Genomic DNA, 25,156 nt, shown 5'->3' with positions numbered 1-25,156 from the left:
CTATTCCACCCAATGAGCAATATTCCTGATTTTGCATCCGCCTCCTATCCTGAAATCAAGGCTGGTGCCCCGTCCCCGGCTTCCGAAACGGAAACCTGGATGACCAATGAACAAATTCCCGTGCCGCCCACCTACTCGGAAAGCGTGTACGACGACTGCCTGCACCTGGACTTTACAGCCGGTGTGGCTCCCAACCTCCGCGGACCGTATGCCACCATGTATGTGGCGCGCCCCTGGACGGTGCGCCAGTACGCCGGCTTTTCCACGGCTGAGGAATCCAATGCCTTCTACCGCCGCAACCTGGCGGCGGGCCAGAAGGGCCTTTCCATTGCCTTTGACCTGGCGACGCACCGCGGCTATGACTCCGACCACCCCCGCGTGGTGGGTGACGTGGGCAAGGCCGGCGTGGCCGTGGACTCCATCCTGGACATGGAAATCCTCTTCAAGGGCATTCCCTTGGACAAAATGTCCGTTTCCATGACCATGAACGGCGCCGTGCTGCCCGTGCTGGCCTTCTACATCGTCGCCGCCCAGGAACAGGGCTGCACGCTGGACCAGCTCTCCGGCACGATCCAGAATGACATTCTCAAGGAATACATGGTGCGCAACACCTACATTTACCCGCCTGATCCCTCCATGAGGATTATTGCGGACATCTTTGAGTTCACCTCCAAGTACATGCCCAAGTTTAACTCCATTTCCATCTCCGGCTACCACATGCAGGAGGCCGGCGCTACGGCGGACCTGGAAATGGCCTACACCCTTGCGGACGGCTTGGAATATGTCCGCACCGGGATCAAGGCGGGCATTGACATTGACGCCTTCGCGCCGCGTCTTTCCTTCTTCTGGGCCCAGGGCAAGAATTACTTCATGGAAGTGGCCAAAATGCGCGCCGCCCGCGTGCTGTGGGCCAAACTCATCAAGCAGTTCAACCCCAAGAACCCGAAGTCCCTGGCCTTGCGCACGCACTCCCAGACTTCCGGCTGGTCCCTCACGGAACAGGACCCGTTCAACAACGTCACCCGCACCTGCATTGAGGCCCTGGCCGCCGCCTGCGGCCATACGCAGTCCCTGCACACGAACTCTCTGGACGAAGCGATTGCCCTGCCGACGGACTTCTCCGCCCGCATCGCCCGCAACACCCAGCTTCATCTTCAGGATGAAACCACCATCTGCAAGGTAATCGACCCGTGGGGCGGTTCCTACTATGTGGAATACCTGACCAATGAGCTCATCCGCAAGGGCTGGGCCCACCTTCAGGAAGTGGAAAAACTCGGAGGCATGGCCAAGGCCATTGAAACCGGGCTGCCCAAGATGCGCATTGAAGAAGCCGCAGCGCGCCGCCAGGCCGCCATTGACTCCGGAAAGGAACCCATCATCGGCGTTAACAAATACCGCTTGGAACAGGAAGCCCAAATCGATATTCTGGAAGTGGACAACACCACCGTCCGGGAAGCCCAGATCGCCCGCCTGCAGAAACTGCGCGCGGAACGGGACTCCGCCGCGTGCGAAGCCGCGCTGGAAGCCCTGTCCGAATGCGCCCGCACGGGGGAAGGCAATCTCCTTGACCTTGCCATCAAGGCGGCCAAGGCCCGCGCCTCCCTGGGTGAAATCTCCTCCGCCCTGGAAAAACACTTCGGGCGTCATAAAGCACCAATCAAACTCATTACCGGCGTGTACGCCCAATCCTATGGTCAAGATCCGCTGGTGGAGGAAGTCCGCAAGATGACGGATGACTTCGCCGAACGCACGGGGCGTCGTCCCCGCATCCTCGTCGCCAAAATGGGCCAGGACGGCCATGACCGCGGCGCCAAGGTGGTCTCCTCCGCCTATGCCGACCTCGGTTTTGACGTGGACGTGGGCCCGCTCTTCCAGACGCCGGAGGAAACTGCCAAAATGGCGATTGAAAACGACGTGCACATGATCGGCATGAGCTCTCTGGCCGCCGGCCACAAGGTTCTCCTTCCTGCCCTGGTGGAGGAACTTGCCAGGCAGGGCCGTCCGGATATCCTGGTCTTCTGCGGCGGCGTTATTCCCGCCCAGGACTATGACTTCCTGAAGGAACACGGAGCTGTGGCCATCTTCGGCCCGGGCACCAACATTCCGGAAGCTTCCAGGGAAATCATGGAAGCTCTTAACGAACAGTACGCTGACTAAACGGAATTTCCTGTTTATCAGGTAAATACCTGTTGCGAGAGGCCGGATGAAAAATCCGGCCTCTTTTTTGCGGGCGGATTGACTATCCGCTGAAGCAGTTCAGCACTGCTGTAAAAATTCAGAAACAATAATGAGATAATTAAGTTGTTAAATGTCAATAACTTTCAAACAACATAAAATTCCTTTCTTCTCAATGAAATCACAAACATTTCTTGAATTCATGAATGAGTTGCGGAGCAAGATGCTTGCGGACATTTTTTGTTCTTCTGTATTTTTTATCAGGCTTTCCCTCCCTATTATCTGCATAAATTCTTTTAGAAAAAGTTGACAGCGGATAGTCAATCCGGCTATAAGCTGTCCGTGATGAAGAAATTATTTGTATCGTCTATTATGACGGCGGTTTTGCTGCCCGGGTGGGTCAACGCAGAAAGTCCTGATCTTGTTACGCTTCTGAGCCTTACTAAGCCTCAGAACGGTGTTCTTTCCTCTGGCAATTCGTCATTGACGTGGAGTGAAGGAACAACAGGAACGTCCTTGGACAATTTCGCCATTTCTTTTCAGCTTACGGAAACAAGAAATACTTCCTCTCCCCAAAATATTTTCTCGACCTCACGTACCAACGGGGGGGCGTCTGGTAATGCACTACAGCTGACTTCCTCCTCCGCAGACGGCGGGTATACCTGTTTATTCTCCTATGCAGGTCAGAGTTTTGATATGACGGCGACAACTGAAAGAGGCAGTCTTCTTCTCACGCTGATTATGCGGAAAAGCGAGGATGGAAGCTCTGCCTCAGCTACCCTGTACAGCGGAACTCAAACCTTGGGAACAGTTTCTTTTAATTTCACCTCCGGTACAAGCTCTCTGAAATGGGATCAATCCAGTATCTGGACGAACGCGGCGAAGGAGACATTCACTGACATTAAGCTGGCGACGTTTAATACCGAAGCCACGGATACAGACATTCTCAACGCTTTTGGCTTGCAGGTTCCGGAACCGGCTACGGCATCCCTGAGTCTGCTGGGGCTGGCGGCCCTGATGGTTCGCCGCCGCCGGAAAGCCTGAAAACCTTGTCCTGCCAGCAGTTAAAGGCGTTTTTGCCTGCAAGGTCCAGCCTTGCAGGCGATTTTTTTAATGTCTCTGTTGATGAAGGAGGGCCGTCCAGATGACCGTTTTTCCTGGCGGAACTCTTGCTCCGAAGGAAATGAGGCTCCTGCTTCTTTGACATTGCGGGAACGTTCTTCATCCGTTACTCTTTGCTCCGCCGTGGAGAGAAATTATCATTATTGCGTGGAACGCAACAGGGAATTGATTCCGCCGGATACGGATATGTTCCGGGTCATGGACGGGGCGGGGGATGGAATTCCCGGTGTCTTTGTGGATCAGATGGCGGATCGTATTCTCGTCTCCACGCGCGGATGTTCCATTCCTGCGGACCTGGAAAGCGAACTCCGGGATACGGGCCTGCCCGTATTCCACAAAAAACTGGAACAAAACCAGAAAGAAGCGCCCGTCCAGATCGCCGGGCCGCTCCTTCCCCTGCAATTTACGGCCCTAGAGCAGGGAGTGCGTTTCAAAATAGACATGTCCGCCGGTTATTCCCAGGGAATTTTTCTGGACCAGCGCGACCACCGCCGCCGGGTGAGGGAAAAAAGCGCTCCGGGCATGAGGGTGCTGAATACCTTTGCCTATACGGGGGCCTTTTCCGTTTACGCCGCCCTGGGGGGAGCGCAGACAACCACGCTGGATCTGGCGCAGCCGTGCCTGGACTGGGCCAGGGAAAATTTTGTTCTGAACGGCATTGACCCCTCCGGCCAGTACTTTTGCAAGGGGGACGCGCGCCGCTGGCTGGAACGGTTCTCCAGGCAGGGGCGAACCTTTCACGGCATTATTCTGGACCCTCCCACGTTTTCCCGGGATGACCGCGGAAAGGTGTTCCGGGTGGAATCCCACTACGGGGAGCTGGTGGCCCTGGCGCGCGAATGCCTGGAACCGGGCGGCTGGATGCTGTGCACCAGCAACTGCCGCAAGCTGGGCCACGAGGAATTCCGCAGGATGGTGGCCCGTGCCGTTCCCGGTTTCCGCCTGACCCGTGACCCCATGCCTCCGGATTTCTCCGGGGAGGATTATTTGAAAAGATTGTGGATAGATTGAAAATGAATATTTTATGAAAAATTTCCCTCTCTGTGGCTGACGCATTTTGTCCTTTTGAAAATGCTTCCGCTTTGATAGAAAGCCGCCCAATTACTTTTTTCTATGAAAAAACTAGCCTATGTTGCTGGACTCTTCGCTCTCACGTGTGCCCCTCTTCTTGCCGCTCTCTATGAGGGGCTGGAGGTGGGAATGGACAAGGACCAGGTGCTGAAAACCCTGAGGCGGAGCAAGCAGCTTGAAGGTCCGCCCACGGATGCCCTCCTCGCACGCACCGGACTCAACGGCGTGTTTAAAACCAGGCAGGCCATAGGCGGTCAGACCTTTGCCCTGAACTTTGACTATGACCCCTCCGGCGGCTTGAGGGCCGTTGTCTTCTATTCCCGGAGCAAGCACCGCGGTTCCGAATATGAAACCAAACTGAAATCCGCCTATAAGGCCCTTCTGGTGGGCCTGACGGAACAGTTCGGGGAACCGGTGAACATGCCGGAATGGGTGGCCAGGGAATCCCTCCAGGAAGGCCGCATCCAGTACATGCACATGTGGAAGGTATCTCCCGGCGTTTTCCTCATGTCCGGCCTGGGCAACATGGGAGCCATGGAGGGCTACTTCCCCCTTTTCCGTTTTTCCGGTCCCTCCGGCATGCCTCCCAAGTCCAAAAGGGACAGGGAGGAACTGAAAAGGGAATGGGCGGCCATCCCGGAATTTCCCGGTTTGAAGGAGGCGGAACTCCACATTTCCGACGCTGTGCTCGCCATGGGTTCCAAAAAGTATAAAGATGCCTTTGAATGTTTCCAGCAGGCGGCGGAACTGGGCTGCCCCCGTGGCTACTGGGGCATGGCGTTCCTGTATGACCAGGGCAAATACGGCGTGAAGAGGGATAAGAAAAAAGCGGAGGAAATGCACCGCAAGGCCGGAGCCGCCGGCTATGCCCCTTCCGCCTCCAGATTCGGAGCTGCGTGGCCGGATGCGGCGCGGGTTCTGGGACTAACCGCTGCGGAAGCCAGGGAGCAGGCCCGCACGCGTCGCCGGGCGGCTGTGGAAGGCTATGCCTCGGAACAATATAACCTGGGCGTGATGTATCAGACCGGTTTCGGCCTGCCCAAGGACATGGCCAAAGCCCGGGAATGGTTCCAGAAAGCGGCGGATCAGGGAGACGTGCAGGCTAAAAGCGTCCTGAAAAAACTCCGGTAATTCTTTTTCCAATCCATGACCATCATGAGCTTATACGCACAACAACTCGTTCGCTACCCAGAACTGGGCATCTCCCTTGATTTTTCCAAACTTCCGCTGGACGATGCGTTCCTGTCTTCCATGCAGGGGCGGATAGACAAGGCGTTTGCCGACATGAAGGCGCTGGAATCCGGCGCCATTGCTAATCCTGATGAAAAACGCATGGTGGGGCACTACTGGCTGCGCAATTCCTCCCTGGCTCCCACGCCGGAATTGAAGGCTGCCATTGATGGTCCCCTGGCGGACGTCAAAGCCTTCGGACGGGACGTTCTGGACGGCAAAATAACGCCTCCCCGCGCGGAACAATATTCCGCGGCCCTCGTCATTGGCATCGGCGGTTCCGCTCTTGGTCCGGAGCTGGTGGCGGACGCCATTCCTGCGGCGGGGCTGGACATGTTCTTTCTGGACAACACGGACCCGGACGGCATGTACCGGGTGCTGGAATCCCTCCCTCTGGAAGAAACGCTTGTCGTCGTTATTTCCAAATCCGGCGGCACGCCGGAAACCCGCAACGGCATGCTGGTGGCCCAGGATTTCTTCAGGAAGAACGGGCTGGAATTCGCTCCCCAGGCGGTCGCCGTCACGGGAGCGGGTTCCCGGCTGGACAAAACGGCTGAGGCGGAAGGCTGGCTCAAGCGCTTCCCGATGGAAGACTGGGTGGGCGGCCGCACCTCCGTCATGTCCGTGGTGGGGCTGGTTCCCGCCGTGCTTCAGGGCGTGAACGTGGATGACCTGCTGGAAGGCGCGCGCCTGATGGACGAAAAGACCCGCCGGGACTGTGTGGAATGCAACGCCTCCATGAAACTGGCGCTGGCCTGGTACAAGGCTACCGGCGGCAAGGGGGAAAAGGATATGGTGGTTCTCCCTTATAAGGATGCCTTGGTGCTCTTCTCCAAATACCTCCAGCAGCTCATTATGGAATCCCTCGGCAAACGGCTGGATCTGGAGGGCAACGAAGTCTGCCAGGGCATTTCCGTGTACGGCAACAAGGGGTCCACGGACCAGCATGCCTATGTGCAGCAGCTCCGTGACGGCGTGAACAACTTCTTCGCCACCTTCATTGAAGTGCGCGAATGTTCCGCGGATGCGGTGGAAGTGGAGGCGGGCGCCACGTGCGGAGACTTCCTCCAGGGCTTCCTGCGCGGCACCCGCCAGGCGCTGGCGGAATCCGGCCGTTCCTCCATCACCATTTCCATCCCGGAGGTGAACGCCAAAACGCTCGGCATGCTGATTGCCCTGTTTGAGCGCGCCGTCTCCTTCTATGCTTCTCTGGTCAACATCAACGCCTACCACCAGCCCGGCGTGGAAGCCGGCAAAAAAGCGGCGGGTTCCTTCCTGGCCCTGCTGGGCAGGGTAAGGGGGGCTCTGGGAACCGCCCCGGAAACCGCCGCCCAGATGGCTGCCCGGCTGGATGCGGACCAGGAAGCCGTGTACCATTGCCTTGTGCATATAGCTTCCGGTGATTCCTCCGTCAAGTGGGTTCAGGCTGACTGTGCGGATGAAGACACCTTCTGCAAGGCATAAAAAACAGGGCATATTATTTCCGGCGGACGCTTATCCGGTTGATAAGCGTCCGTTTTTCTTTTCCGGGCAGCCATGAAAAGAAACTCGCTGCGCTTTTCTTCCCAGGTAATTCCGGAGCCGCCGGAAAACAGGAAGCGGCGTTGCCCGGAGGAAGAGCGGCTCCGGACGGGACAGGCTGGAAAAGCAGGGTTTTGGCATGCATTCTTTTCCCCAAAAACTCTGAAAAATATTTTTGTTTTCCGTACAATTTCGGATTGACAAAGCAAGGAGCCGAAGGCATCCTTATTCGACCCTAACTCGCTATTGGGTCTTTTGTTGGCTCCTTTGGTCGATGTTTGGGCAGAATCATTAATTCGACTACAATAATCGATATGTCCACCAATTCCTGCGCGTGCAGCGCATCTACTGACAAATTCGTCTATTCTTTCGGCGGAGGGTCCGCCGACGGCAATGGCAGCATGAAAAATCTTTTGGGCGGCAAGGGCGCCAACCTTGCGGAAATGGCCCGCATCGGCCTTCCTGTCCCTCCCGGATTCACCATCACTACGGAAGTTTGCACTTACTACTACGATCACGGCTGCACTTATCCCGCCCAGCTTGACGCGCAGGTCAAGGAAGGCATTGCCAAAATGGAACAGATCCTGGGACGCAAGTTCGGCGATACGGAAGCTATGCCCCTGCTGGTGGCCGTGCGTTCCGGCGCCCGTGAATCCATGCCCGGCATGATGGACACGATTTTGAACCTCGGCCTGAATGAAAAATCCGTGGAAGCCATGGTGAAGGCTACGAACAACCCCCGCTTCGCCTGGGACTGCTACCGCCGCTTCGTGCAGATGTACGGCGACGTGGTGCTGGGTGTGCAGAAAACCCCGGATGAAGACCACGAACCCTTTGAAACCGCCATCGCCGCCATCAAGAAAGAACGCTTCGGCAGCGAGGACGTGGAAGACACCAAGCTCTCCGCCGATGACCTGAAGGAACTTGTCTCCCGCTTCAAGGCCCTGGTGCTGGAACGCACCGGCCATGAATTCCCGGAATGCCCCTGGGAACAGCTTCAGGGAGCCATTGGCGCCGTGTTCGGTTCCTGGAACAATGACCGCGCCATCGTGTACCGCCAGAAATACGGCATTCCGTCCGAATGGGGCACCGCCGTCAACGTGCAGGCCATGGTCTTCGGCAACACGGGTGAGGAATCCGGTTCCGGCGTGGCGTTCACCCGCAACCCCGCCTCCGGCGAAAACGAATTCTATGGCGAATTCCTGATGAACGCCCAGGGTGAAGACGTCGTGGCCGGCGTGCGTACGCCCGCCCCCGTTGCTGCCCTTCATGAAGTGATGCCCGCCGCCTTCAATGAACTGGTGCGCATTCGCGAAGTGCTGGAAAACCACTTCCATGACATGCAGGACTTTGAATTCACCATTCAGGACCGCACCGTCTACATGCTCCAGACCCGCAACGGAAAGCGCACCGGCGTGGCCGCTTTCCGCATTGCCTGTGAAATGGTGGAACAGGGCCTGATTGACTGGAAAACCGCCGTGCGCCGCATTCCTGCGGACCAGGTGGACCAGCTGCTGACCCCCATCTTTGACCGTGAAGCCATCAAGAGTGCCAAGGTTCTGACCCGCGGTCTTCCCGCCGGGCCCGGCGCCGCCACCGGACGCATCTACCTGAACGCGGAACGCTGTGTGGAAGCCGCGGACAGAGGTGAAAAGGTTCTGCTGGTCCGTCTGGAAACCTCTCCGGAAGACCTGCGCGGCATGATTGCCGCTGAAGGCATCCTGACCGCCCGCGGCGGCGTTTCCTCCCATGCCGCCCTCGTTGCCCGTCAGATGGGCAAAGTCTGCGTTTGCGGCGCGGATGAAATCATTGTGGATTACAACAACCGCACCGTTTCCGTTGGCGACGTAACCGTCAGCGAAGGTGACTACCTCTCCATTGACGGAACGAGCGGCCTGGTATACGCCGGCAAGGTGGAAACTTCCCCCTCTGAAATCATCCAGGTCCTGATTTCCAAGACCATGAAGCCGGAAGACAGCCGCACCTACCAGAACTTCGCCAAGCTCATGCAGTGGTGCGACGACTGCACCAAAATGAAAGTGCGCACCAATGCGGACTCTCCCAAGCAGACGGAAACCGCCATCGCCTTCGGCGCCACCGGCATCGGCCTCTGCCGCACGGAACACATGTTCTTTGAAGGGGACCGGATCGACTTCGTCCGTGAAATGATCCTCTCCACCAAGAAGAGCGACCGCGTAGCCGCCGTTTCCAAGCTCCTTCCCTACCAGAAGGGGGACTTCAAGGGCATCTTCAAGGCGCTCAAGGGTCTGCCGGGCACCATCCGCCTTCTGGACCCGCCCCTGCACGAATTCCTTCCCCAGACGAAGGAACAGCAGCTTGACCTGGCCCAGAAAATCGGCATGCCTGTGGAAGTCATCATGCGCCGCGTGTCCGAACTCCATGAGTTCAACCCGATGCTCGGCCACCGCGGCTGCCGCCTCGGCATCGCCTATCCGGAAATCACGGAAATGCAGGCCCGCGCCATCTTTGAAGCCGCTGTGGAAGTCTCCCAAGAAGAAGGATTTGCCGTGGTGCCTGAAATCATGGTTCCTCTGGTGGCCTTCAAGAAGGAACTGGACATCCAGAAAGCCATCATTGACAAGGTGGCCCAGCAGGTATTTGAGGAAAAAGGCGTCAAAGTGGACTACCTCGTCGGCACCATGATTGAAATCCCGCGCGCTGCCGTCACGGCTGACGAAATCGCGGAAACCGCCCAGTTCTTCTCCTTCGGCACCAATGACCTGACCCAGACGGGCCTGGGCATGAGCCGCGACGACTCCGGTTCCTTCCTGCCGCAGTATCAGGAACTGGAAATCATCAAGAAGAACGTCTTCGCTTCCATTGACCAGAACGGCGTCGGCAAGCTGATGAAGATTGCCGTGGAACTCGGCCGCTCCACCCGCCCGGACATCAAACTGGGCATCTGCGGCGAACACGGCGGCGACCCCGCTTCCGTCAAGTTCTGCAACACGCTGGGCCTGACTTATGTGAGCTGCTCGCCCTACCGCGTCCCGACCGCCCGTCTGGCCGCGGCCCAGGCTGCTCTGGAACAGGAATAAACCTTTTTGTTAAGGGTTAATAAACAGCCCGTGGTTCTTCGGAACCACGGGCTTTTTTAGCGGATGGATCGGTCTTGTCAGATATGGCTTGAACCTTGCGGGCCAAACTGCTCCATGCGTTTGGTTTGGGCATATTTGCTGGGCTTCCGCCTTGCTGCAAAAAATCATGTTAATGGCATCATGGGCCGAAGCTCTCCTGGCGGAAGAGGAAGTGCATCTTTCCCAAAATGCTCCGCAGTCTTTCCCGGAGTGCCGTTGATGTTGATTCCGGAGTTTTTTATGCCGGAGCCATGCTTCCTGAACGTTTGGGCGTAGGGGGCGGCTTGGGGGGCAAGTATTGATGGCAGAGCCCGAAGAAAAATCATCAACAAGTTATGAAATCCGGTGCGCTGCCGGATCTCCCATAATTGGGAATCAATCTCATGACCGTTTACACCGGACAGTAAAATATAGTTTATTGTTCCTCCAGCGCCCTCTTCAGAAGCTTCCGGTATTCCCTGGCCGGCACTTCATAGGTTCCGAATTTCAGCAGATGCGGCGTAGTCCACTGGGTATCCAGGAAAAGGAACCGATGCGCCCGCAGGTATTGCACCAGGGCCACCAGGGCAATCTTGCTGGCGTCCGTTTTCCGGTGGAACATGCTTTCCCCGAAAAAAGCCTTCCCCAAGGCTACTCCGTACAGGCCTCCCTGCAGCCCTTCCTCGTCCCAGCATTCCACACTGTGGGCGAAGCCCATCTCGTGAAGCTTGCCGTATGCTTCTTCAATCTGCCCGTCTATCCATTGTTCTTCCGGCTGCTCCGTCCGGGCGCAGGCATGCACCACCTCCGGAAAAGCGGTATCCATCCGGAGTTCAAAAGGTTTTTTATTCAAAGCCCGTTTGAGGCCGTGAGGGATGTGGAAGCGGTTGTCCAGCGGAATCAGGGCGCGCGGGTCCGGTTCGTAAAAGGAGATTTCTCCCGTTTCCGGGTCCGCCATGGGAAAACACCCCTGGCAGTAGGCGGAGAGGACAAGTTCCGGCGTTAATCTGTCATTCATCTGATATGGTCCAGCAGTTTGCCCAGGGCGGGGGAGTTCAGCGCCTTGCGGTCCGGAGATGCCATGGGCAGCCCGTGGATTTTGTCCAGCGGCACGAATTCCTCTCCTTCCCTGAGGAGAGGCGTATCCGTCACATGGTGGATGTAGCGGGTCACCCTGTAGCGGGTAATGCTGTAGGTCTGTTTCAGGACATGGGGCAGGGAAAGGGTGTGGTCGTCCTCCCTCTGGGGGAAGCGGTACATGCCGGCATGGCGCTTGCCTTCCGGGCATTTGGCCAGCAGGACGGATTTGCCGCGGATGTAAAGAATGTCGTGGTGCTCCACCCGGGTGACTTGCGGCTTGGGATTTTTGACGGGAAGCGTTTCCGGCCGTTCCGCGGAGCAGAAGGGGCGCACGGGGCACAGCAGGCAGTCCGGGGAACTGATGCTGCAGCAGGTTTGCCCCAGTTCCATGATGGCTGAATTGAATTCACGGGCATGTTCCGGATCCACCAGGCTTTCCGCGCGGCTCCACAGGTATTTTTGGCCTTCCGTAGAATCCACGGGAACGGAATAATTGTCAATGCGGGCCAGGACGCGCGCGACATTGGCGTCTACAATGGGAGCCGCCTTGTTGAAGGCGAAGGAGAGGAGCGCTCCCGATGTGTAGGGGCCGATGCCCGGCAGGCGTTTCAACCCTTCCGCGTTGTCCGGGAACCGTCCTCCGAACTTGTTGACGATTTCCCTGGCGATGGCCTGGAGGGAACGCACGCGGCGGTAATAGCCCAGTCCTTCCCAGGAGCGCAGGGCCGTCTGTTCGTCCACGGCGGCCAGATGCGCCGGAGTGGGGAACTGGCGCATCCATCTGTCATATCTTCCCAGAACGGTGGGAATGGTCGTCTGCTGCAGCATCAGCTCGGAAACCAGGATGTGCCACGGATCCGTTGTCCGCCTCCACGGGTAGTCTTTCCCTTCGCGCCTGAACCATTCTACCAGCGCGTTCCGGAAAGCATGGACGTTAAAATGGGGGGGGGGCGTCAGTCATGCTTTTGTTCAAGAGCCCGGCGCATGGCGGAAATATCCGGCTTGATGCCGAACCAGCGTTCAAAGGAGAGGGCCCCCTGGTGAACCAGCATGGAAAGGCCGTTGGAAACTCTGGCGCCCTGAAAGCGGGCTTCCATCTGGAAGGCATCGTCATGCGTCTGTAAATCGTAAACCAGATGGTGGGCGGAAAGCAGTGCGGGGGGCACGGGGGAAGGGTCCGTAGGCTTCAGGCCGAGGGAGGTGGCGTTGACGATCAGATCCGCATCCTCCACGGCGGCATTGAAACGGGGCGTATTGTTCTGGTGGGCCGCCAGGCGGTCGGAGGCTCCTTCCAGCCTGTGTTCGTCAATGAAAAAGGAACTCAGCCTGTTTTTAAGCTCCTGAAGCTTTTCTTCCGATCTTCCGGCCAGCGTCAGCCGTTCACAGCGCTGCATGGCGCAGGTGTAGGCCAGGGCAAGCCCGGCTCCGCCGCAGGAGCCCAGAAGGGCCACTTTCAAATCGCGCAAATCCACGGAAAATTCTTCCCGGATGGCGCGGGCGAACCCCGGGCCGTCCGTATTGAAGCCGGAGACGGAACCGTCCTTTTGAAAGACGAGCGTATTGACGGAGCCGGTGACGCGGGAAAGGGCGTCCGTGTCGTTGCACAGGGAACAGGCCGCCTGCTTGTGGGGCACCGTCACGTTGGCCCCCGTGAATCCCCTTTCCCTGAGAAGCCGCACCACTTCTCCGAATTCTTCCGGAGCGGCCTGGATGCGGATATACCGGGCGCGAATGCCCGCCGCGTCCAGCGCGGCCTGCTGCATGGCGGGGGATTTGGAATGGGCAATGGGGAAACCGATTACGGCCAGTCTGGCGGGAACGGTTTCCCCGGCGTCAAACGGATGTCCTTCATCCAGAAGGTCAGCCAGAGTATAGTAGGGTTTCATGGAAAATAAAGGTGCGGCTTCAGGCGCATGCGGCGGACTATGAATGAAATGCTGCCGGATTTCAAGGCAAACGCCTATCATTCCTTTTCCCCGCGCGGCAGTTTCCGTTCGCTTTTTCCGGAAAGTTCATGCTGGACGGGGGCCGGGAAGGCCGGAAAATCGTCTCTCCCGGAAAAAATACCTTTTCCGTAAATTCACCGGGCGGAACCCGGCAGCAGCCGGATTCCGCCCGGAAAGAGCGGGTCTGGAATGATCTGGTTACCGTTTATTCCCCGCAGCCGCCGTCCTTGTATCCGCAGGAGCGGCAGGATTTGCATTTGCCGTCCTGGACATAGGCCAGGGAGTGGCACTGCGGGCAGAGGGAGGCGCCGTTGAGCATCGTTCCTTCCGGAACCTTTCCGGCGGGAATTTCCGGCAGGGCCGGAGTAGCGGGATGCGCCGGAGCGGTGATGATGCGGGGGGGCAGCACGCTTACTGTCGTATCCGGAGCCTGGCCCGGAAGGCTGACGATGGGGATGGAGAATACGTCCCGCAGGCGGTAGCCGTTGCTTTCCGGGAAAAGCCACGCAAGAATCTTGGCAATCAAATCCACCACGGAAGCGCAGGAGCGGATTTCCGTGCAGGTGTCCGCCTCCGTATCGTCCCCCACGCGGCAGAACCCGGAGGGTTCGAAGGAGTAATTGCGGAAACCCTTGACCACTTCCTTGAGAGGCACGCCGAACTGAAGGGCGGTGGAGAGGAGCTTGCAGTAAGCTTCAAACATGCCGGAGGCGAAGGAGCCGACTTGTCCCAGGCGTCCGAAAACTTCCCCGCAGGTGCCGTCCGCATAGACGCCTACCGTCAGGTAGCCCGTCAGCTGGCCGCCTACGGAGAATTTGACGGTCTGGCCCAGACGGCGGCCGGGCAGCTTGCGCTGGCGCGGCTTGGATGCCTCCGCGATGATTTCGTCAATGGCGTCTGAGCCGGCATTCACCAGCTGTTCCCAGACGTGGTTGGCCTTGAACATGCGCGTTTCCGGGGTATCCACCACGTAAACGGCATTCGCCTTGGAGCCGGCGCGGAAGATGGCGATGCACTTCACGCCCAGCTCGTGGGACATGATGAGGGAATCGTAAATATCCTGCACGCTGGCGGAGACGGGCATGTTGACCGTCTTGGAGCACGCGCCGGAGATGAAGGGCTGGAGGGCGCCCAGCATCAGCACATGGCCGGCGGGGGAAATGGCACGGATGCCGTTGCCGTTGGTGGCGGCGCAGTCAAAGACCGGCAGGTCCTTTTTATTCAGCCACGGTATGGATTCAATATGGGCGGCTCCGTTGACTACGGCGAGTTCATCCGCCGTCAGCACGGCCATGTTGGCCGGGTTGCTGATATAAGCCACTTTTTCCTGAATTTCACTGCGGGATTCCGTGCCGGAGAGCAGGCGGCGCCACGCGAGGCGCACGGGGCCGGCCTGGTCATTGCAGGGGTCCACAATGAGCTGGTTCACGACGTAATCCATATTCCCCTGGAACGCGGAAATCAGGCCGTCCAGGCCCGCCACTTCCAGAGCGGCTTCATTGACGAAGTCTTCCGGATAACCCAGGGAGCGGAGGCCTTCCAGGGCCAGGCGGTTGAACATCTTCAGGGAGCCTCCGCCCGCCAGCTGCTTCCATTTCACCAGCGTGTAATCCGGCTCAATGGAAGTGGTGCCTTCATCATAGCAGCCCAGCGGGGCGGAAATGGTGCCCGTGGGTGCCATCACGGAAACAAACGCGTTGCGGTGCGCCGTGGCCTTGATCACCTTCGCCCACATGTCGGAAGCGGCTTCCGCCAGCTTGGCCGCAGGGGCGATGCGCTCCCTGTTCATCATGGTGGGGGCCTTGAAGCTCTTGAGGTAGGCATGCAGGGCATAGGAGGCGGTGAGCCCCTGCGCTTCCGGCAGGATCCCTCCGGCATTGGCGATGATGTTCTCAATCAGGTCGTCCAGCGTCTTGGAGTCCTTCTGGGAGGGCAGGGCGCTTGCCAGTTTCTGGGCTGCGTTGTGCAGGCGCAGCACGGCGAGCAGGTCTTTCTTGCTGGCGGGGTATTCCACGTAGGAACCCAGTTCCGCGCCCATTTCCGCGGAGGCCGTCCAGCAGGCCGCCGTCAGGGCGCTGCAAAGCTGGGAGGCAATCCAGCGGCCTTCGTCGGAATCGTAAGGCACGCCCAGGGCCATCAGGGAGCCGCCCACGTTGGCGAAGCCGATGCCCGTGGTGCGGTACTTGTAGGTGCCCTCCGCGATTTCTTCAATCGGGAAGCCGCCGCGTTCCACATTCAGGTCCGCGCAGACCATGGCCAGGCGGGCGGCGTGGGTCAGGGCGTCCGCATCAAAAACGGGCTTGCCGTCCTCTCCCTTGATCAGGAATCGATAGGCGTTGAAGGAGGAAAGGTTGCAGCTCGTATTGTTCAGGAAGACGTATTCCGAGCAGGGATTGGACGTAGTGATGGTGCCGATGGATTTGACGGGATTCCACAGGTTGATCACGTCGTTATTGTGCACGCCGGGTTCCCCGTTGTCCCAGATGGACTGGGCCATGGCTTCCAGAAGTTCCTGGGCGCGGAACGTCTGTTCGATGTGGGCCGGATTCGTGACCCAGCGCGTGTAGGTATTGCCGTTATTGGCGAGCGCCTGCCAGAAATCCCCCTTCAGGGAAACGGAATGGTTCGCGTTCTGGTGGGAAAGCGTTTCCCCGTACAGCAGGGCGTCCATGTGCGGGTCAAAACTGTTCCGGGTGGCCAGGGGAAGGGAAAGAATGACGCGGGCGGCGGCCTTTTCCGCCGGAGTGCCGGCAACCAGCTTGGTCTCCGCAATCTGCTTGAGCTCCACATGCACGTTGTGTTCGCGCAGGATAACCTTGGCGATGTCTTCCTGGCGGTTTTTCGTATTGATGAATTCGAAAATATCCGGGTGGTCGCTGAACATCAGGACCATGCGTGCGGCGCGGCGCGTCTTGCCCCCGGATTTGATGGCTCCGGCCATGCGGTCCCAGCCGCGGTCGAAAGAGATGGGGCCGGAGGAGCGGCCCTTGCCGCTGATGGGCTCCTTGGAGGACCGGAGGGTGGACAGGTTGATGCCCACGCCGGAACCGGACGCGAAAATACGGCCTTCCGTCGTCAGGTGGTCCAGAATATCCTCCATGCTGTCTCCCACTTCCGTCAGGAAGCAGGCGGAACACTGGGGGTATTCATACGTGGACTGGACCATGAAGGTTTTCAGATTGTTCTTGGTTCCCTTGGTATGGTAGGCCTTGTTGCCGTGGCCTGTGTAGTTTTCCCTCAGGTCCGGGCGTCCCCAGCGCCACTGCTCCCAGTGGCCGATGTTGAACCAGACGGGGGAGTTGGGCGCCCATATCTGCTGTACCAGCATGGCCTTGATTTCCTCATTGAAAATTTCCGCGTCCTCCAGCGTGGCGAAGTAGCCTTCCTCCCATCCCCATACGGTATAGGTATTGGAAATGCGGTCGTAGATATTGCGGAAGCTGTCTTCATATTCCAGGGAGCCGGGTTCGCTGCCGAAAAGGTACTTGTCCGCCGTGATTTTGACGGCGTTGTCATCCCAGTGGGCCGGAGCTTCCAGACCCAGGCGCTCGTAAATGGTCTTGCCGGTTTTCCAATCCATAATGCGGACGTCGCGGCGCGTCCAGTCCACTTCATCATAGGGGTGGACTTCATTGTGTGAAAATCTTCTGGTGAATTTCAAACCGCCCAGCAGGTCTTTCCTCTGGGGGAGGATGATTTCCTGGCCTGTGCGCAGTTTGAGTATGGTTTGCGAGTTGTCTGTGGTCATTGGATTGCGAAGTAGAAAGGTTTGGGAATAATCCCGTAGGCTTGCGCTTCGTCATGGGGCGGCGGCGCGTAGCGTGTGCATTATCTACTGAAAAATAATCCTGATGAAAAGGAAATATTGTACAGTATTTTTTTATATACACTATATATTGTATTGTTTGTCCTGTTTTCTAGAAAAAATTCTCCTGTCTTGCGTGATTTTTTCTGTCTTCCGCATGCTTCTTTTTTTGTTTGGCGAAGAGGGGGCGGCTGGGCGTTTTGCCTCTCCCACGGAAACGGGCTTTTCATAAAAAAACCTGGTAATAAGAGTACGTTAACGGCGCCCGGAAAGCGGAAGAACACGGTCTTTCTGCAAATACGCAACAATGGATACCGATTGTTGTTAATGAGTTAATTATGTTGGTTTGTGGCGGGAAAGGCCCTCCGATGCCCCTCAGTTGGTTTTTACCTGTCATGTGCCATCTTTCTGCCGGAGAAGCGGAAAGATGGCCCGGCGGAACCCCGGAACCCGCTTCCAAGGGCATGAAGCGACCAATTCCGGAGTTTGGAACGAATGTTTTCCTGCTGCGGGCGTCGCTGGTTCAAAGGAGGGCCGCCCTTGTTTGTTCAGGGAAAAGGGCGGGTACGGAAGGGGCCTTTTCCCCCTCCCCTAAATGGACTTGATGAACGGGCTGCCACGCGTTAATCTAACGGCCATGAGATTGGCTACCCTGATCTGGCTGGCCGGCATTGCATGCTGCGTGCCGGGCATGGCCGCCGAACCCCAGCAGAAGGAACAGACCGCCGCGGAAAAAGCGGACCGCCCCCGCCAGCAGGAGATATCCTTTCAATGCATCGCTCCGGTTCCCGGCTTGCCCGTTCCCATGGATTTGACGCAGGCGGACGGAATCCGGCTGAACGCGCTGGACGTTACTGTTTCCCTGAAGCAGCACCAGGCTTTCCTCATTTACACCTGCGCGCTGGATATTCCCAGGGGAATCAGGGGGAAAACCATTTCCGTAGGCGTGCCGTTCCAGTACGAACCGCCTGATGAACAGGCCAATGCCGCCAGGCAGGAACCCATACGCAGCCTCCCTTTTACGAAAGCGGTGCAGGACGTCGTCACATCCGTGGATGATCTGAAATGTGATTTTTCCCTGGTGGAGGGGCGGCATCTACAGGCGGACGCTCCCTCCATGTTTCCCATTGCCGGCATAACTCACTGGCTGGTGGCCCAGGTTCCCAACAAGGCGGGAATCCATGTTCTTACCTTCCAGTTCTCCGTTCCTTATACGCAGGACGTTGCCATTACGCCGGAACCGAAGGTCCACATGGGGGAACCGCGCCTGACGCTGCTTACCTCTCCGGTAATGACCTGGACAGGGGGCACCCCCAGGGCGGTGGTCAATGTGTACAGCTCGGAGATGACCAACCAGTCCGTCAAGCTGGATCCCTCTGCGGATGCCAAATCCATCGTGACGACGCCCAAAGGCGTTTATACCTGGTCTCTGCTGGGAGCGGACGGCAGGCCCTACGCTCCCTCCTTGGTGCTTACTCCGGGGCCCGGGTGGGTGCTGGACAAGGATGGGCGGATTACCGTCCGCGGAGAAAGGGGCGTCCTGACGGACCAGTATGACGTGACTGCCAGCTCCACCCTGGACAGGGACCCCTACGGGGTTCCATGTTCCCCGGACAATCTGAAAAAAAGTTCCGGTTATTGGGCGGAAAGCGTTTCCGGGGACGGCCAGGGGGAAACCCTGGAAATCAGGCTCAGGAAACCCGGCCGGCTGCTGGGAATCATGCTGGAAACCGGCATTTCCCCGGTGACCGACCCGGAAAAGGATTCGGAAGCCCGGAGGCACCCGAATATTGCCTACTCCATGTTCAGCCGCCCCAAAGGCATTCAGGTGACGCTGAACGGGACTTATACTTTTGACGCCACGCTGCGGGATGACTGGACTCCGCAGATCGTCGTGCCTCCGTATTACAGGCAGCCTGTGCATACCATCAAGATCAGGATTAATTCCATTTATCGCGGAACAGGGACATCGGACACCTACATCGGCATCCTCAAGCCGATTATACAATAAAGAACTTTCCGGGGCTCTTTTTTCCGGAAGCGGGCGGGCCGTTTTGCGGGGATTCCGTCGGAAGCGGCGGGGCTGGGAAGAAAGATTCCCTTTCAATGGCGGAACAGGGAACTGCCCGTGCGGCCCCTGGGATAACGGCGGAAGGGGAGTGTGAGCAGATACATCAGCGCCAGCGCCGGAACCTGCATCCACAGCAGATACCAGGGCCATGGCCCGAGAAAGTCCAGCACGGACCCTCCGGCGGGAGTGGCCACGGTAAACCCGTAATTGGTTCCCAGGAGCATGTTGACGGGATGAATGGCCACCAGGTACGCATTCGCCAGCAAAAAAGCCCACAGGAAGTCCCAGCGCGCCGGCTTCCATTCCAGAGCCAGAGGCAGGTAAAGCGCCGTGATGACTGTCACGCCGTGGGAAAGGAAAAAGGCAAAATACGTCCATGAGGGGAAATCATGGGCCACGGAAGGAGTCACCAGCCCCTGGAGGGTTGCGCACAGCACGCAGTAATAGGCCACGGAGCGCAGCCGCCGGGAGGGTATCCACAGGCTCAGGGCGCACACCACCTGCATGACGGAGCAGAAATGCAGGGGGAGCATCCATGTCCAGTTCTTTTCCGGTTCATCGGCCAGCATGGCGGCCAGGTCGGGAACCAGGCTGAACAGGCAGGCCGCCCCCAGCCAGAAGGTAGTGCGGTTTCTGACGGTTTTCTTGTAGGACTGCCCCAGCTCCAGGATGCAGGCTCCCGCCGCCAGGAGGACGGCCAGGGCCGCCCAGTGGGAAACCCCTGCGAATTCCAGTGGAGGGACGCCATTCATGCAACCTTCACCGTAACAGAAAGAAGGGGGAGGGGCAACGCGAAAAGCGGGACGGGTTTCAGGCTTGCAAATTCGCCTTCTCCGGGCATACTTGCCTGCGGATGAAACAGGGCTTGTTCATATTGGTCTGCGGTTTGCTGGCGGCCGGTCTGACCGGGTGCGACGATTCCAGTGAACGGCGCGCCCGTTATGCGGAAAAAAAGCCCGCTCCGCGCCCTCTGGAAAGGACGTTTGACCCTCCCAAAAAAGTCCTCCCTCCTTCAAAACCTAAGAAAAAGGCCCCCGTATGGATGGATTACAAGGGTGAGGACATGCGGCAGCTTACGGAACTATCCGGCCGCAAGGTGCTCCTTGTTTTTTACGCTTCGTGGAGCCGCCCGGCCATGGATTACGTCCAGGCGGTAAAATCTTATGCCGAATCGCAGGACGGCAAGGCATTTGCCGTGTTGATTGATGCGGATGCCTATCCGGACATAGCTCGCAAATATGGCCTGGAAGCCGTCCCGCTGACGGTTCTGTATCTGGAAGGGATGAAGCTGAAGGATATGGTTGGCGGCATTACTGCGCCGCGCCTGAACGAACTGATTGAGCAGACGATACGGGTGCAATAGAAGGGATGGGCTGCGGCAGCCTCTGTGCGGTGCGGGGGGCGGTTGATTCCCTGTAAATGAACCTTTTGTTTGTTGTGCCTTTTTTGCTCCGTACCTGTAAGGACTTCCCTTTCCTGCGTGGAGAACCGGAGAATTTCCGTTTCTGGAGGTATGGATTTTATGTGAACGCTGAAAAAACGCAGGCGGCAAGCCGGTAAAACCGGAACAGGGAAAGGGCGGCATCATTCTCCTGTATTCCTGTGACGGCCATTCCGCCCGCAACAGCATGCGGAGAGAGACGCTCTTCCTTCATTCGGGAATTGGCAGGAAACGGGGGGATGGCATTCCTCTTCCGGGAAGGGGCTGCTTTTTTTGCCGCATGAAAAAGCCGGTTCACGGGGACGTGAACCGGCGCGGAAAAACGAGTTGATAAATACTGAAAAATCAGGCTCCCAGGTTGAACGCCTTATGTACTACCCGGGCCGCTTCCTCAATATCGGATTCGTCCACCATCACGGCAATCTTGATTTCCGAGGTGGAAATCATGCCGGTCTTGATGTTGGCATCCGCCAGGGCCTTGAAAGCGGTGGCTCCCACGCCTGAGTGGGAACGCATGCCGATGCCGACCAGGGAGAGCTTGGCCAGCCCCGCTTCCGTTTCCACCTTGACGGTGGAGCCGAGGGCGGCCATGACCGGTTTAAGGGCGGCCTGGGCACGGCCCAGTTCGTTGGAGGGCATCGTAAAGGACTGGCGGACATAGCCGTCGTGGGCAGTATTGGCCAGAATCATATCCAGGTTGATTTCCGCTTCTGCCAGGGCGCCCAGTATCTGGGCCGTGTAGCCGATTTGGTCCGGAATGCCGGTAATGGTGACGCGGGCCTGGTTGCGGTCAATGGAAATGCCTCGGATGACGACGGCTTCCATGGAGGGGGTTTCTTCTTGCACGATTGTACCGGGGTTGTTGTTCATGGAGTTGCGAACTTCAAAGACGACACCGAATTTTTTGGCGAATTCCACGGAACGCGACTGCATCACCTTGGACCCGTTGGAAGCCATTTCCAGCATCTCGTCATATGAAAGGGTTTGTATCTTCTTGGCGTCTTTGACCACGCGGGGGTCACAGGTATAGACGCCGTCCACATCTGTAAAAATCTGGCACACGTCCGCTTTCAGAGCGGCCGCGATGGCGATGGCGGAGAGGTCGGAACCTCCGCGGCCCAGCGTCTGGACCATTCCTTCTTCCGTAACCCCCTGAAAGCCGGCGCAGATAAGGATGTTGCCTTCCTGCAGGTACTTGTTCATCAGCGTCGGGTCAATGCTGTGGATGCGCCCCCGCGTGTGGCTGCCGAAGGTGGTGATTCCGGCCTGCGCCCCCGTAAAGGACATGGCTTTTTCACCCAGTTCATGCAGGGCCATGCAGAGCAGGGCGATGGACTGCTGTTCGCCGGTGGCCATCAGCACGTCAAGTTCACGTTCGCAAGGCGTTTCAGACAATTCCCTGGCAAGCCCGATCAGCTTGTCCGTCACGCCGCTCATGGCGGAAACGACGGCGACCACCTGGTTGCCTTCCCTGGCGGTTTCATGGATGCGGCGCGCTACATTGCGGATGCGGTCAATGGTGCCGACGGAGCTGCCCCCGAATTTTTGAACGATAAGAGCCATGTAACAGGATGATATGTAGGTTAGGATTGAGGAAGAAGATGTTCTATGCGCAGGACGCGGGGTTCCGCCGCCACGCAGGAAATGCGGGTTATTTCCTCCAGAGCCTTCTGGAGCTGGCCCCACGGGCAGGAATGGAGGATGAAAACGAGGTCGTTCCAGGGGGCTCCGCCTTCATCAATATGGCTGGGGGCGGAAGAGGTGGCGGAAATGCCGATGCCGAAGGTGGCCAGAACGCGGGCTATTTCCGCAATGACTCCCGGCTGGTCCGCCACCTGGAAGCGGACGTAATACGGAGTGACCGTATCATTGATATGCATGATCCCGCAGGCCTTGGCATAGGGATTGAAGCCCGTATGGTATTCCGGATAGCGGCTTTCACGCATGGCGGTGATGATATCGCTGATGACGGCGGAAGCTGTGGGGTTCTTGCCCGCTCCGCGGCCGTAAAACAGCGTTTCCCCCACAATGTCCCCGTTGACGGAAATGGCGTTGAACACGCCGTTCACGGAAGCCAGGATATGCCAGTCATGGACAAAACAGGGCTGGACGCGCAGTTCCAGGGCGTCATCCTGCCCCTCATGGTACCGGATGACGACAAGGAGCTTGATGGTATAGCCCAGTTTTTTGGCGAACTCGAAATCCCGGCTGGTGATATTCTCAATGCCTCTGACGTAAATTTTATCCGGAGAAATGGTCGTTCCGTAGGCCAGCATCGCCAGGATGAGCGCCTTATGGGCGGCGTCCCAGCCGTTGACGTCCAGGGAGGGGTCTTCTTCCGCGAAGCCTAGCTTCTGTGCCTGGGCCAGGGCGTCCGCGTAATCGGCCCCGTGTTCCCCCATGGCGGAGAGAATATAGTTGGACGTTCCGTTGATAATGCCCACAATGGAATTGATGTGGTTGCAAATCAGGGAATTCTGCAAGCTCTGGATAATGGGGATGCCGCCGCCGGCGGACGCTTCGAAATAAATGGGGGTGCCCATTTCCGCGGAAAGCTTGAAAATCTCCGCTCCGTACTCGGCCAGAAGAGCCTTGTTCCCCGTAACGACGGGCTTGCCGGCACGGAGGGCCAGCGTCACCAGGTCGTAAGCCTGGCGCGTTCCGCCAATCAGCTCAATAATGATGTCTATCTCCGGGTCGTTTACCAAATCCTGCCAATCGTCCGTCAGCAGTTCCCGGGGAACGACGGTTTCCCTGGGCTTTTCCAGGTTGCGCACGGCGATGCGCTTAAGCCTGAAAGGAATCTTGCTCCGGGCTTCCAGAAGGGCATGATTGCGGCACAGCGTTTCGTAAACGCCGGAACCGACCGTTCCCAGCCCGGCAAGCCCAAGTTGTATAGGTTTTTCCGTCATTCCTGCCGGGGGATTATGCAAAAAAATCCCTGTAACGCAAGAGCTTTTACCGTCCCGGAATGCCGTGTGTGCGATGCTCATGGAATACCCTTCTTTCCGGCATTTCCCTCCACCCCCGCATGTTCCATGCGCGGCAGGACGATTGCTGGATTTTCAAGAATCTGTGCGGATGATGGGGGAATGGCGTTCAAGCTTGCTCCGGGAGAGGATGAATCCTGAAAAAAGGCAACAAAAAACCCTCCTTGAAGGAGGGTTGGATTGGCAGCCCCACCAGGACTCGAACCTAGAAATACTGAACCAAAATCAGGTGTGTTACCAATTACACTATGGGGCTGTCTGCTCAGGCGTTTCTGCCGTTGCGGGGCGTAGTAAACCACACGGGACGCAGTCTGGCAAGAGAAAAATGCCCTGTCTCCCTTGTTTGAAGGTCAATGCCCCGGCTTGATGATGCGTGTATAGCTCAACCGTTTGAACATCAGCATGGGTATGGCTACTCCGATAACCAGGGAAAAGATGATGAAGAAGGCGGTGATGCCGTTTTTGCAGATGTCCACAATCAGACGGTTCATGACGGCCGCGTCCTGGTTCTCCTGCATGAACTGCATCAGGGCCAGGATGGTCTTATAGGCGTACACGCCGGGAATCATGGGCAGGAGGGAAGGGAAAGCGAATATTTCCGCCGGGCACTTCACCAGCTTGGCCGTCATGACGCCCAGCATGCCTATGGTGAAGGCGGCAATGAAGGTGGCGCTGGAAATGTCAATGGTCCAGGAGTGCAGCATGTAAAAGCGGAAAGCGTGGCCGACGGCCGCCAGAACGGCGGAAACGGCAATGGCGCGCCTGGGCGGATTGGAGATGACGGCAAATCCCGTGGCGGCAATGGCGGCCATCAGCCCGTCCAGAAGGATGGAGGAAATAAGATCCGGATTCATAAGCTGTTTACCCCTACGATGAGCATGGTTGCGGAGAGGCCGATGGCGATGCAGGCAATCATCATGATGGAATGGATGCCGCGGGAGATGCCCATCAGGATGTGGCCGTGCATCAGGTCCATGATGGAGTTGATCATCTGGACGCCGGGCACCAGGAACAGGACGCTGGTCGCCAGGGCGATCTGCGGTGTGGAGCCTATCTGGAAAAGGACGGCGCACGCGGCCGCCATGGAGGCGGTGAAGGCGGAAAGGATGATGACCCCCAGCGGATTGTATTTCAACCGGGTAAGCTGCTGCTTGGCCAGAAAGCCCAGCATGGTGGCGGCGAACACGGTCAGCATGGCCCACAGGTCTCCGTTAAACAGGCGGCAGAAGGCGGCGTTGCCTACGCTGACCAGGAGCAGGTCCGTCCAGCGGGAAAATCTTTTGGTGCGCACCATAGAGCGGAATGCCTGTTCCATTTCCGCAATGCTGACGTTGTTGTCCACCGGGAGCCAGCTCAATTCACTGAGCTGCTGGATCAGGTTCAGGTTGAACGCCAGGGGTTTCAGTTTCCGGACGGAGGTGCGGCGCAGCGTCTCGTCATCCTTGCAGATCAGGCTCATGGTGATATTGCGCTGGAAAATGGTCATGTCCGCGCTGTATCCATACGCGGCGGCAATGCGGGAAATATTGCGCACGGCGCGGTTGGTATGCACTCCCGCGCCCATGAGGGTGGTGGCGTATTCCAGCAGGAATTCCGAAAGGGCCTGTATCTGGTCGGTATGCTGCAT

Annotated in this window: 17 protein-coding genes and 1 tRNA gene; 8 read left to right on the top strand and 10 right to left on the bottom strand. The window is 57.9% G+C overall.

Features of this window, described 5'->3' with window-relative positions; translation table 11 throughout:
* The first annotated feature begins 12 nt into the window (after positions 1–12).
* From scpA to ppdK, 6 genes are all read left to right on the top strand, one after another.
* Positions 13–2,157, top strand: coding sequence for a methylmalonyl-CoA mutase (gene scpA, locus WW58_RS06585; RefSeq protein WP_046436322.1), 2,145 nt, complete (start codon positions 13–15; stop codon positions 2,155–2,157).
* A 363-nt stretch (positions 2,158–2,520) separates the two neighbouring features.
* The gene (locus tag WW58_RS13185) at positions 2,521–3,219 is read left to right on the top strand and encodes a PEP-CTERM sorting domain-containing protein (protein ID WP_205572112.1); all 699 of its coding nucleotides are present in this window, start codon (positions 2,521–2,523) and stop codon (positions 3,217–3,219) included.
* A gap of 201 nt (positions 3,220–3,420) precedes the next feature.
* Positions 3,421–4,308 (top strand): class I SAM-dependent rRNA methyltransferase, encoded by an 888-nt coding sequence (locus WW58_RS06575; protein WP_046436382.1) that lies wholly within the window; start codon positions 3,421–3,423, stop codon positions 4,306–4,308.
* Positions 4,309–4,410: 102 nt separating this feature from the next.
* Positions 4,411–5,499, top strand: a complete 1,089-nt coding sequence (locus tag WW58_RS06570) for a tetratricopeptide repeat protein (RefSeq protein ID WP_022197391.1) — start codon at positions 4,411–4,413, stop codon at positions 5,497–5,499.
* A gap of 15 nt (positions 5,500–5,514) precedes the next feature.
* The gene (locus WW58_RS06565; protein WP_046436317.1) at positions 5,515–7,062 is read left to right on the top strand and encodes a glucose-6-phosphate isomerase; all 1,548 of its coding nucleotides are present in this window, start codon (positions 5,515–5,517) and stop codon (positions 7,060–7,062) included.
* 371 nt (positions 7,063–7,433) lie between these two features.
* A complete protein-coding gene (gene ppdK / locus WW58_RS06555; protein WP_046436313.1) occupies positions 7,434–10,178 on the top strand; it encodes a pyruvate, phosphate dikinase in 2,745 nt (914 codons plus the stop codon).
* Between the two features lie 454 nt (positions 10,179–10,632).
* Here the strand turns inward: ppdK and aat are convergent, their stop codons facing one another.
* The 4 genes from aat to WW58_RS06535 all read right to left on the bottom strand — a co-directional run bounded on the left by aat (position 10,633) and on the right by WW58_RS06535 (position 16,970).
* Entirely contained in the window at positions 10,633–11,214 is a 582-nt protein-coding gene (gene aat, locus WW58_RS06550; RefSeq protein ID WP_046436311.1) for a leucyl/phenylalanyl-tRNA--protein transferase, read from the bottom strand.
* Complete coding sequence (locus WW58_RS06545; protein WP_288143424.1) at positions 11,211–12,104, bottom strand: A/G-specific adenine glycosylase; 894 nt, start codon at positions 12,102–12,104, stop codon at positions 11,211–11,213. The genes aat and WW58_RS06545 overlap by 4 nt, the downstream gene beginning before the upstream one ends.
* Before the next feature lie 125 nt (positions 12,105–12,229).
* On the bottom strand, positions 12,230–13,162 hold the full coding sequence (locus tag WW58_RS06540; protein ID WP_046436309.1) for a shikimate dehydrogenase family protein: 933 nt from the start codon (positions 13,160–13,162) through the stop codon (positions 12,230–12,232).
* A 265-nt stretch (positions 13,163–13,427) separates the two neighbouring features.
* Entirely contained in the window at positions 13,428–16,970 is a 3,543-nt protein-coding gene (locus tag WW58_RS06535) for an adenosylcobalamin-dependent ribonucleoside-diphosphate reductase (protein ID WP_046436307.1), read from the bottom strand.
* Between the two features lie 694 nt (positions 16,971–17,664).
* On the opposite strand from WW58_RS06535, the gene WW58_RS06525 reads away from it, so the two are divergent.
* Positions 17,665–19,038, top strand: coding sequence for an NADase-type glycan-binding domain-containing protein (locus tag WW58_RS06525; protein WP_102748578.1), 1,374 nt, complete (start codon positions 17,665–17,667; stop codon positions 19,036–19,038).
* A 92-nt stretch (positions 19,039–19,130) separates the two neighbouring features.
* Here the strand turns inward: WW58_RS06525 and WW58_RS06520 are convergent, their stop codons facing one another.
* Positions 19,131–19,850 carry a YwaF family protein gene (locus WW58_RS06520; RefSeq protein WP_012420995.1) on the bottom strand — a complete coding sequence of 240 codons (720 nt, stop codon included), beginning with the start codon at positions 19,848–19,850 and terminating at the stop codon, positions 19,131–19,133.
* A gap of 113 nt (positions 19,851–19,963) precedes the next feature.
* Between WW58_RS06520 and WW58_RS06515 the strand changes: the two genes are divergently transcribed.
* Positions 19,964–20,461 (top strand): thioredoxin family protein, encoded by a 498-nt coding sequence (locus WW58_RS06515; protein WP_157738285.1) that lies wholly within the window; start codon positions 19,964–19,966, stop codon positions 20,459–20,461.
* A 423-nt stretch (positions 20,462–20,884) separates the two neighbouring features.
* Here WW58_RS06515 and WW58_RS06505 read toward each other — a convergent pair whose 3' ends face one another.
* The 5 genes from WW58_RS06505 to WW58_RS06480 form a co-directional block, all read right to left on the bottom strand.
* On the bottom strand, positions 20,885–22,102 hold the full coding sequence (locus WW58_RS06505; RefSeq protein ID WP_012420992.1) for an aspartate kinase: 1,218 nt from the start codon (positions 22,100–22,102) through the stop codon (positions 20,885–20,887).
* Between the two features lie 20 nt (positions 22,103–22,122).
* On the bottom strand, positions 22,123–23,532 hold the full coding sequence (locus tag WW58_RS06500) for a homoserine dehydrogenase (protein ID WP_253822207.1): 1,410 nt from the start codon (positions 23,530–23,532) through the stop codon (positions 22,123–22,125).
* A 178-nt stretch (positions 23,533–23,710) separates the two neighbouring features.
* Positions 23,711–23,785, bottom strand: a tRNA-Gln gene (locus WW58_RS06490).
* Positions 23,786–23,879: 94 nt separating this feature from the next.
* A complete protein-coding gene (locus WW58_RS06485) occupies positions 23,880–24,383 on the bottom strand; it encodes a threonine/serine exporter family protein (RefSeq protein ID WP_012420990.1) in 504 nt (167 codons plus the stop codon).
* Entirely contained in the window at positions 24,380–25,156 is a 777-nt protein-coding gene (locus tag WW58_RS06480; RefSeq protein WP_046436302.1) for a threonine/serine ThrE exporter family protein, read from the bottom strand. Before WW58_RS06480 ends, WW58_RS06485 begins: the two co-directional genes overlap by 4 nt.

The sequence above is a fragment of the Akkermansia sp. UNK.MGS-1 genome, assembly GCF_000980515.1.
GTDB lineage: Bacteria > Verrucomicrobiota > Verrucomicrobiia > Verrucomicrobiales > Akkermansiaceae > Akkermansia > Akkermansia muciniphila.
The sequence above is the reverse complement of the archived record's forward strand: the minus strand, read 5'-3'. Positions and strand labels throughout refer to the sequence as shown.

Coding starts and splice junctions, on each gene's coding strand:
- scpA (WP_046436322.1), top strand. CDS start 13: ATGAGCAATATTCCTGATTTTGCATCCGCCTCCTATCCTGAAATCAAG.
- WW58_RS06535 (WP_046436307.1), bottom strand. CDS start 16,970: ATGACCACAGACAACTCGCAAACCATACTCAAACTGCGCACAGGCCAG.
- WW58_RS06565 (WP_046436317.1), top strand. CDS start 5,515: ATGACCATCATGAGCTTATACGCACAACAACTCGTTCGCTACCCAGAA.
- WW58_RS06570 (WP_022197391.1), top strand. CDS start 4,411: ATGAAAAAACTAGCCTATGTTGCTGGACTCTTCGCTCTCACGTGTGCC.
- WW58_RS06545 (WP_288143424.1), bottom strand. CDS start 12,104: ATGCTGCAGCAGACGACCATTCCCACCGTTCTGGGAAGATATGACAGA.
- WW58_RS06485 (WP_012420990.1), bottom strand. CDS start 24,383: ATGAATCCGGATCTTATTTCCTCCATCCTTCTGGACGGGCTGATGGCC.
- WW58_RS06500 (WP_253822207.1), bottom strand. CDS start 23,532: ATGAGCATCGCACACACGGCATTCCGGGACGGTAAAAGCTCTTGCGTT.
- WW58_RS13185 (WP_205572112.1), top strand. CDS start 2,521: ATGAAGAAATTATTTGTATCGTCTATTATGACGGCGGTTTTGCTGCCC.
- WW58_RS06525 (WP_102748578.1), top strand. CDS start 17,665: ATGAGATTGGCTACCCTGATCTGGCTGGCCGGCATTGCATGCTGCGTG.
- WW58_RS06540 (WP_046436309.1), bottom strand. CDS start 13,162: ATGAAACCCTACTATACTCTGGCTGACCTTCTGGATGAAGGACATCCG.
- WW58_RS06520 (WP_012420995.1), bottom strand. CDS start 19,850: ATGAATGGCGTCCCTCCACTGGAATTCGCAGGGGTTTCCCACTGGGCG.
- WW58_RS06480 (WP_046436302.1), bottom strand. CDS start 25,156: ATGCAGCATACCGACCAGATACAGGCCCTTTCGGAATTCCTGCTGGAA.
- aat (WP_046436311.1), bottom strand. CDS start 11,214: ATGAATGACAGATTAACGCCGGAACTTGTCCTCTCCGCCTACTGCCAG.
- ppdK (WP_046436313.1), top strand. CDS start 7,434: ATGTCCACCAATTCCTGCGCGTGCAGCGCATCTACTGACAAATTCGTC.
- WW58_RS06505 (WP_012420992.1), bottom strand. CDS start 22,102: ATGGCTCTTATCGTTCAAAAATTCGGGGGCAGCTCCGTCGGCACCATT.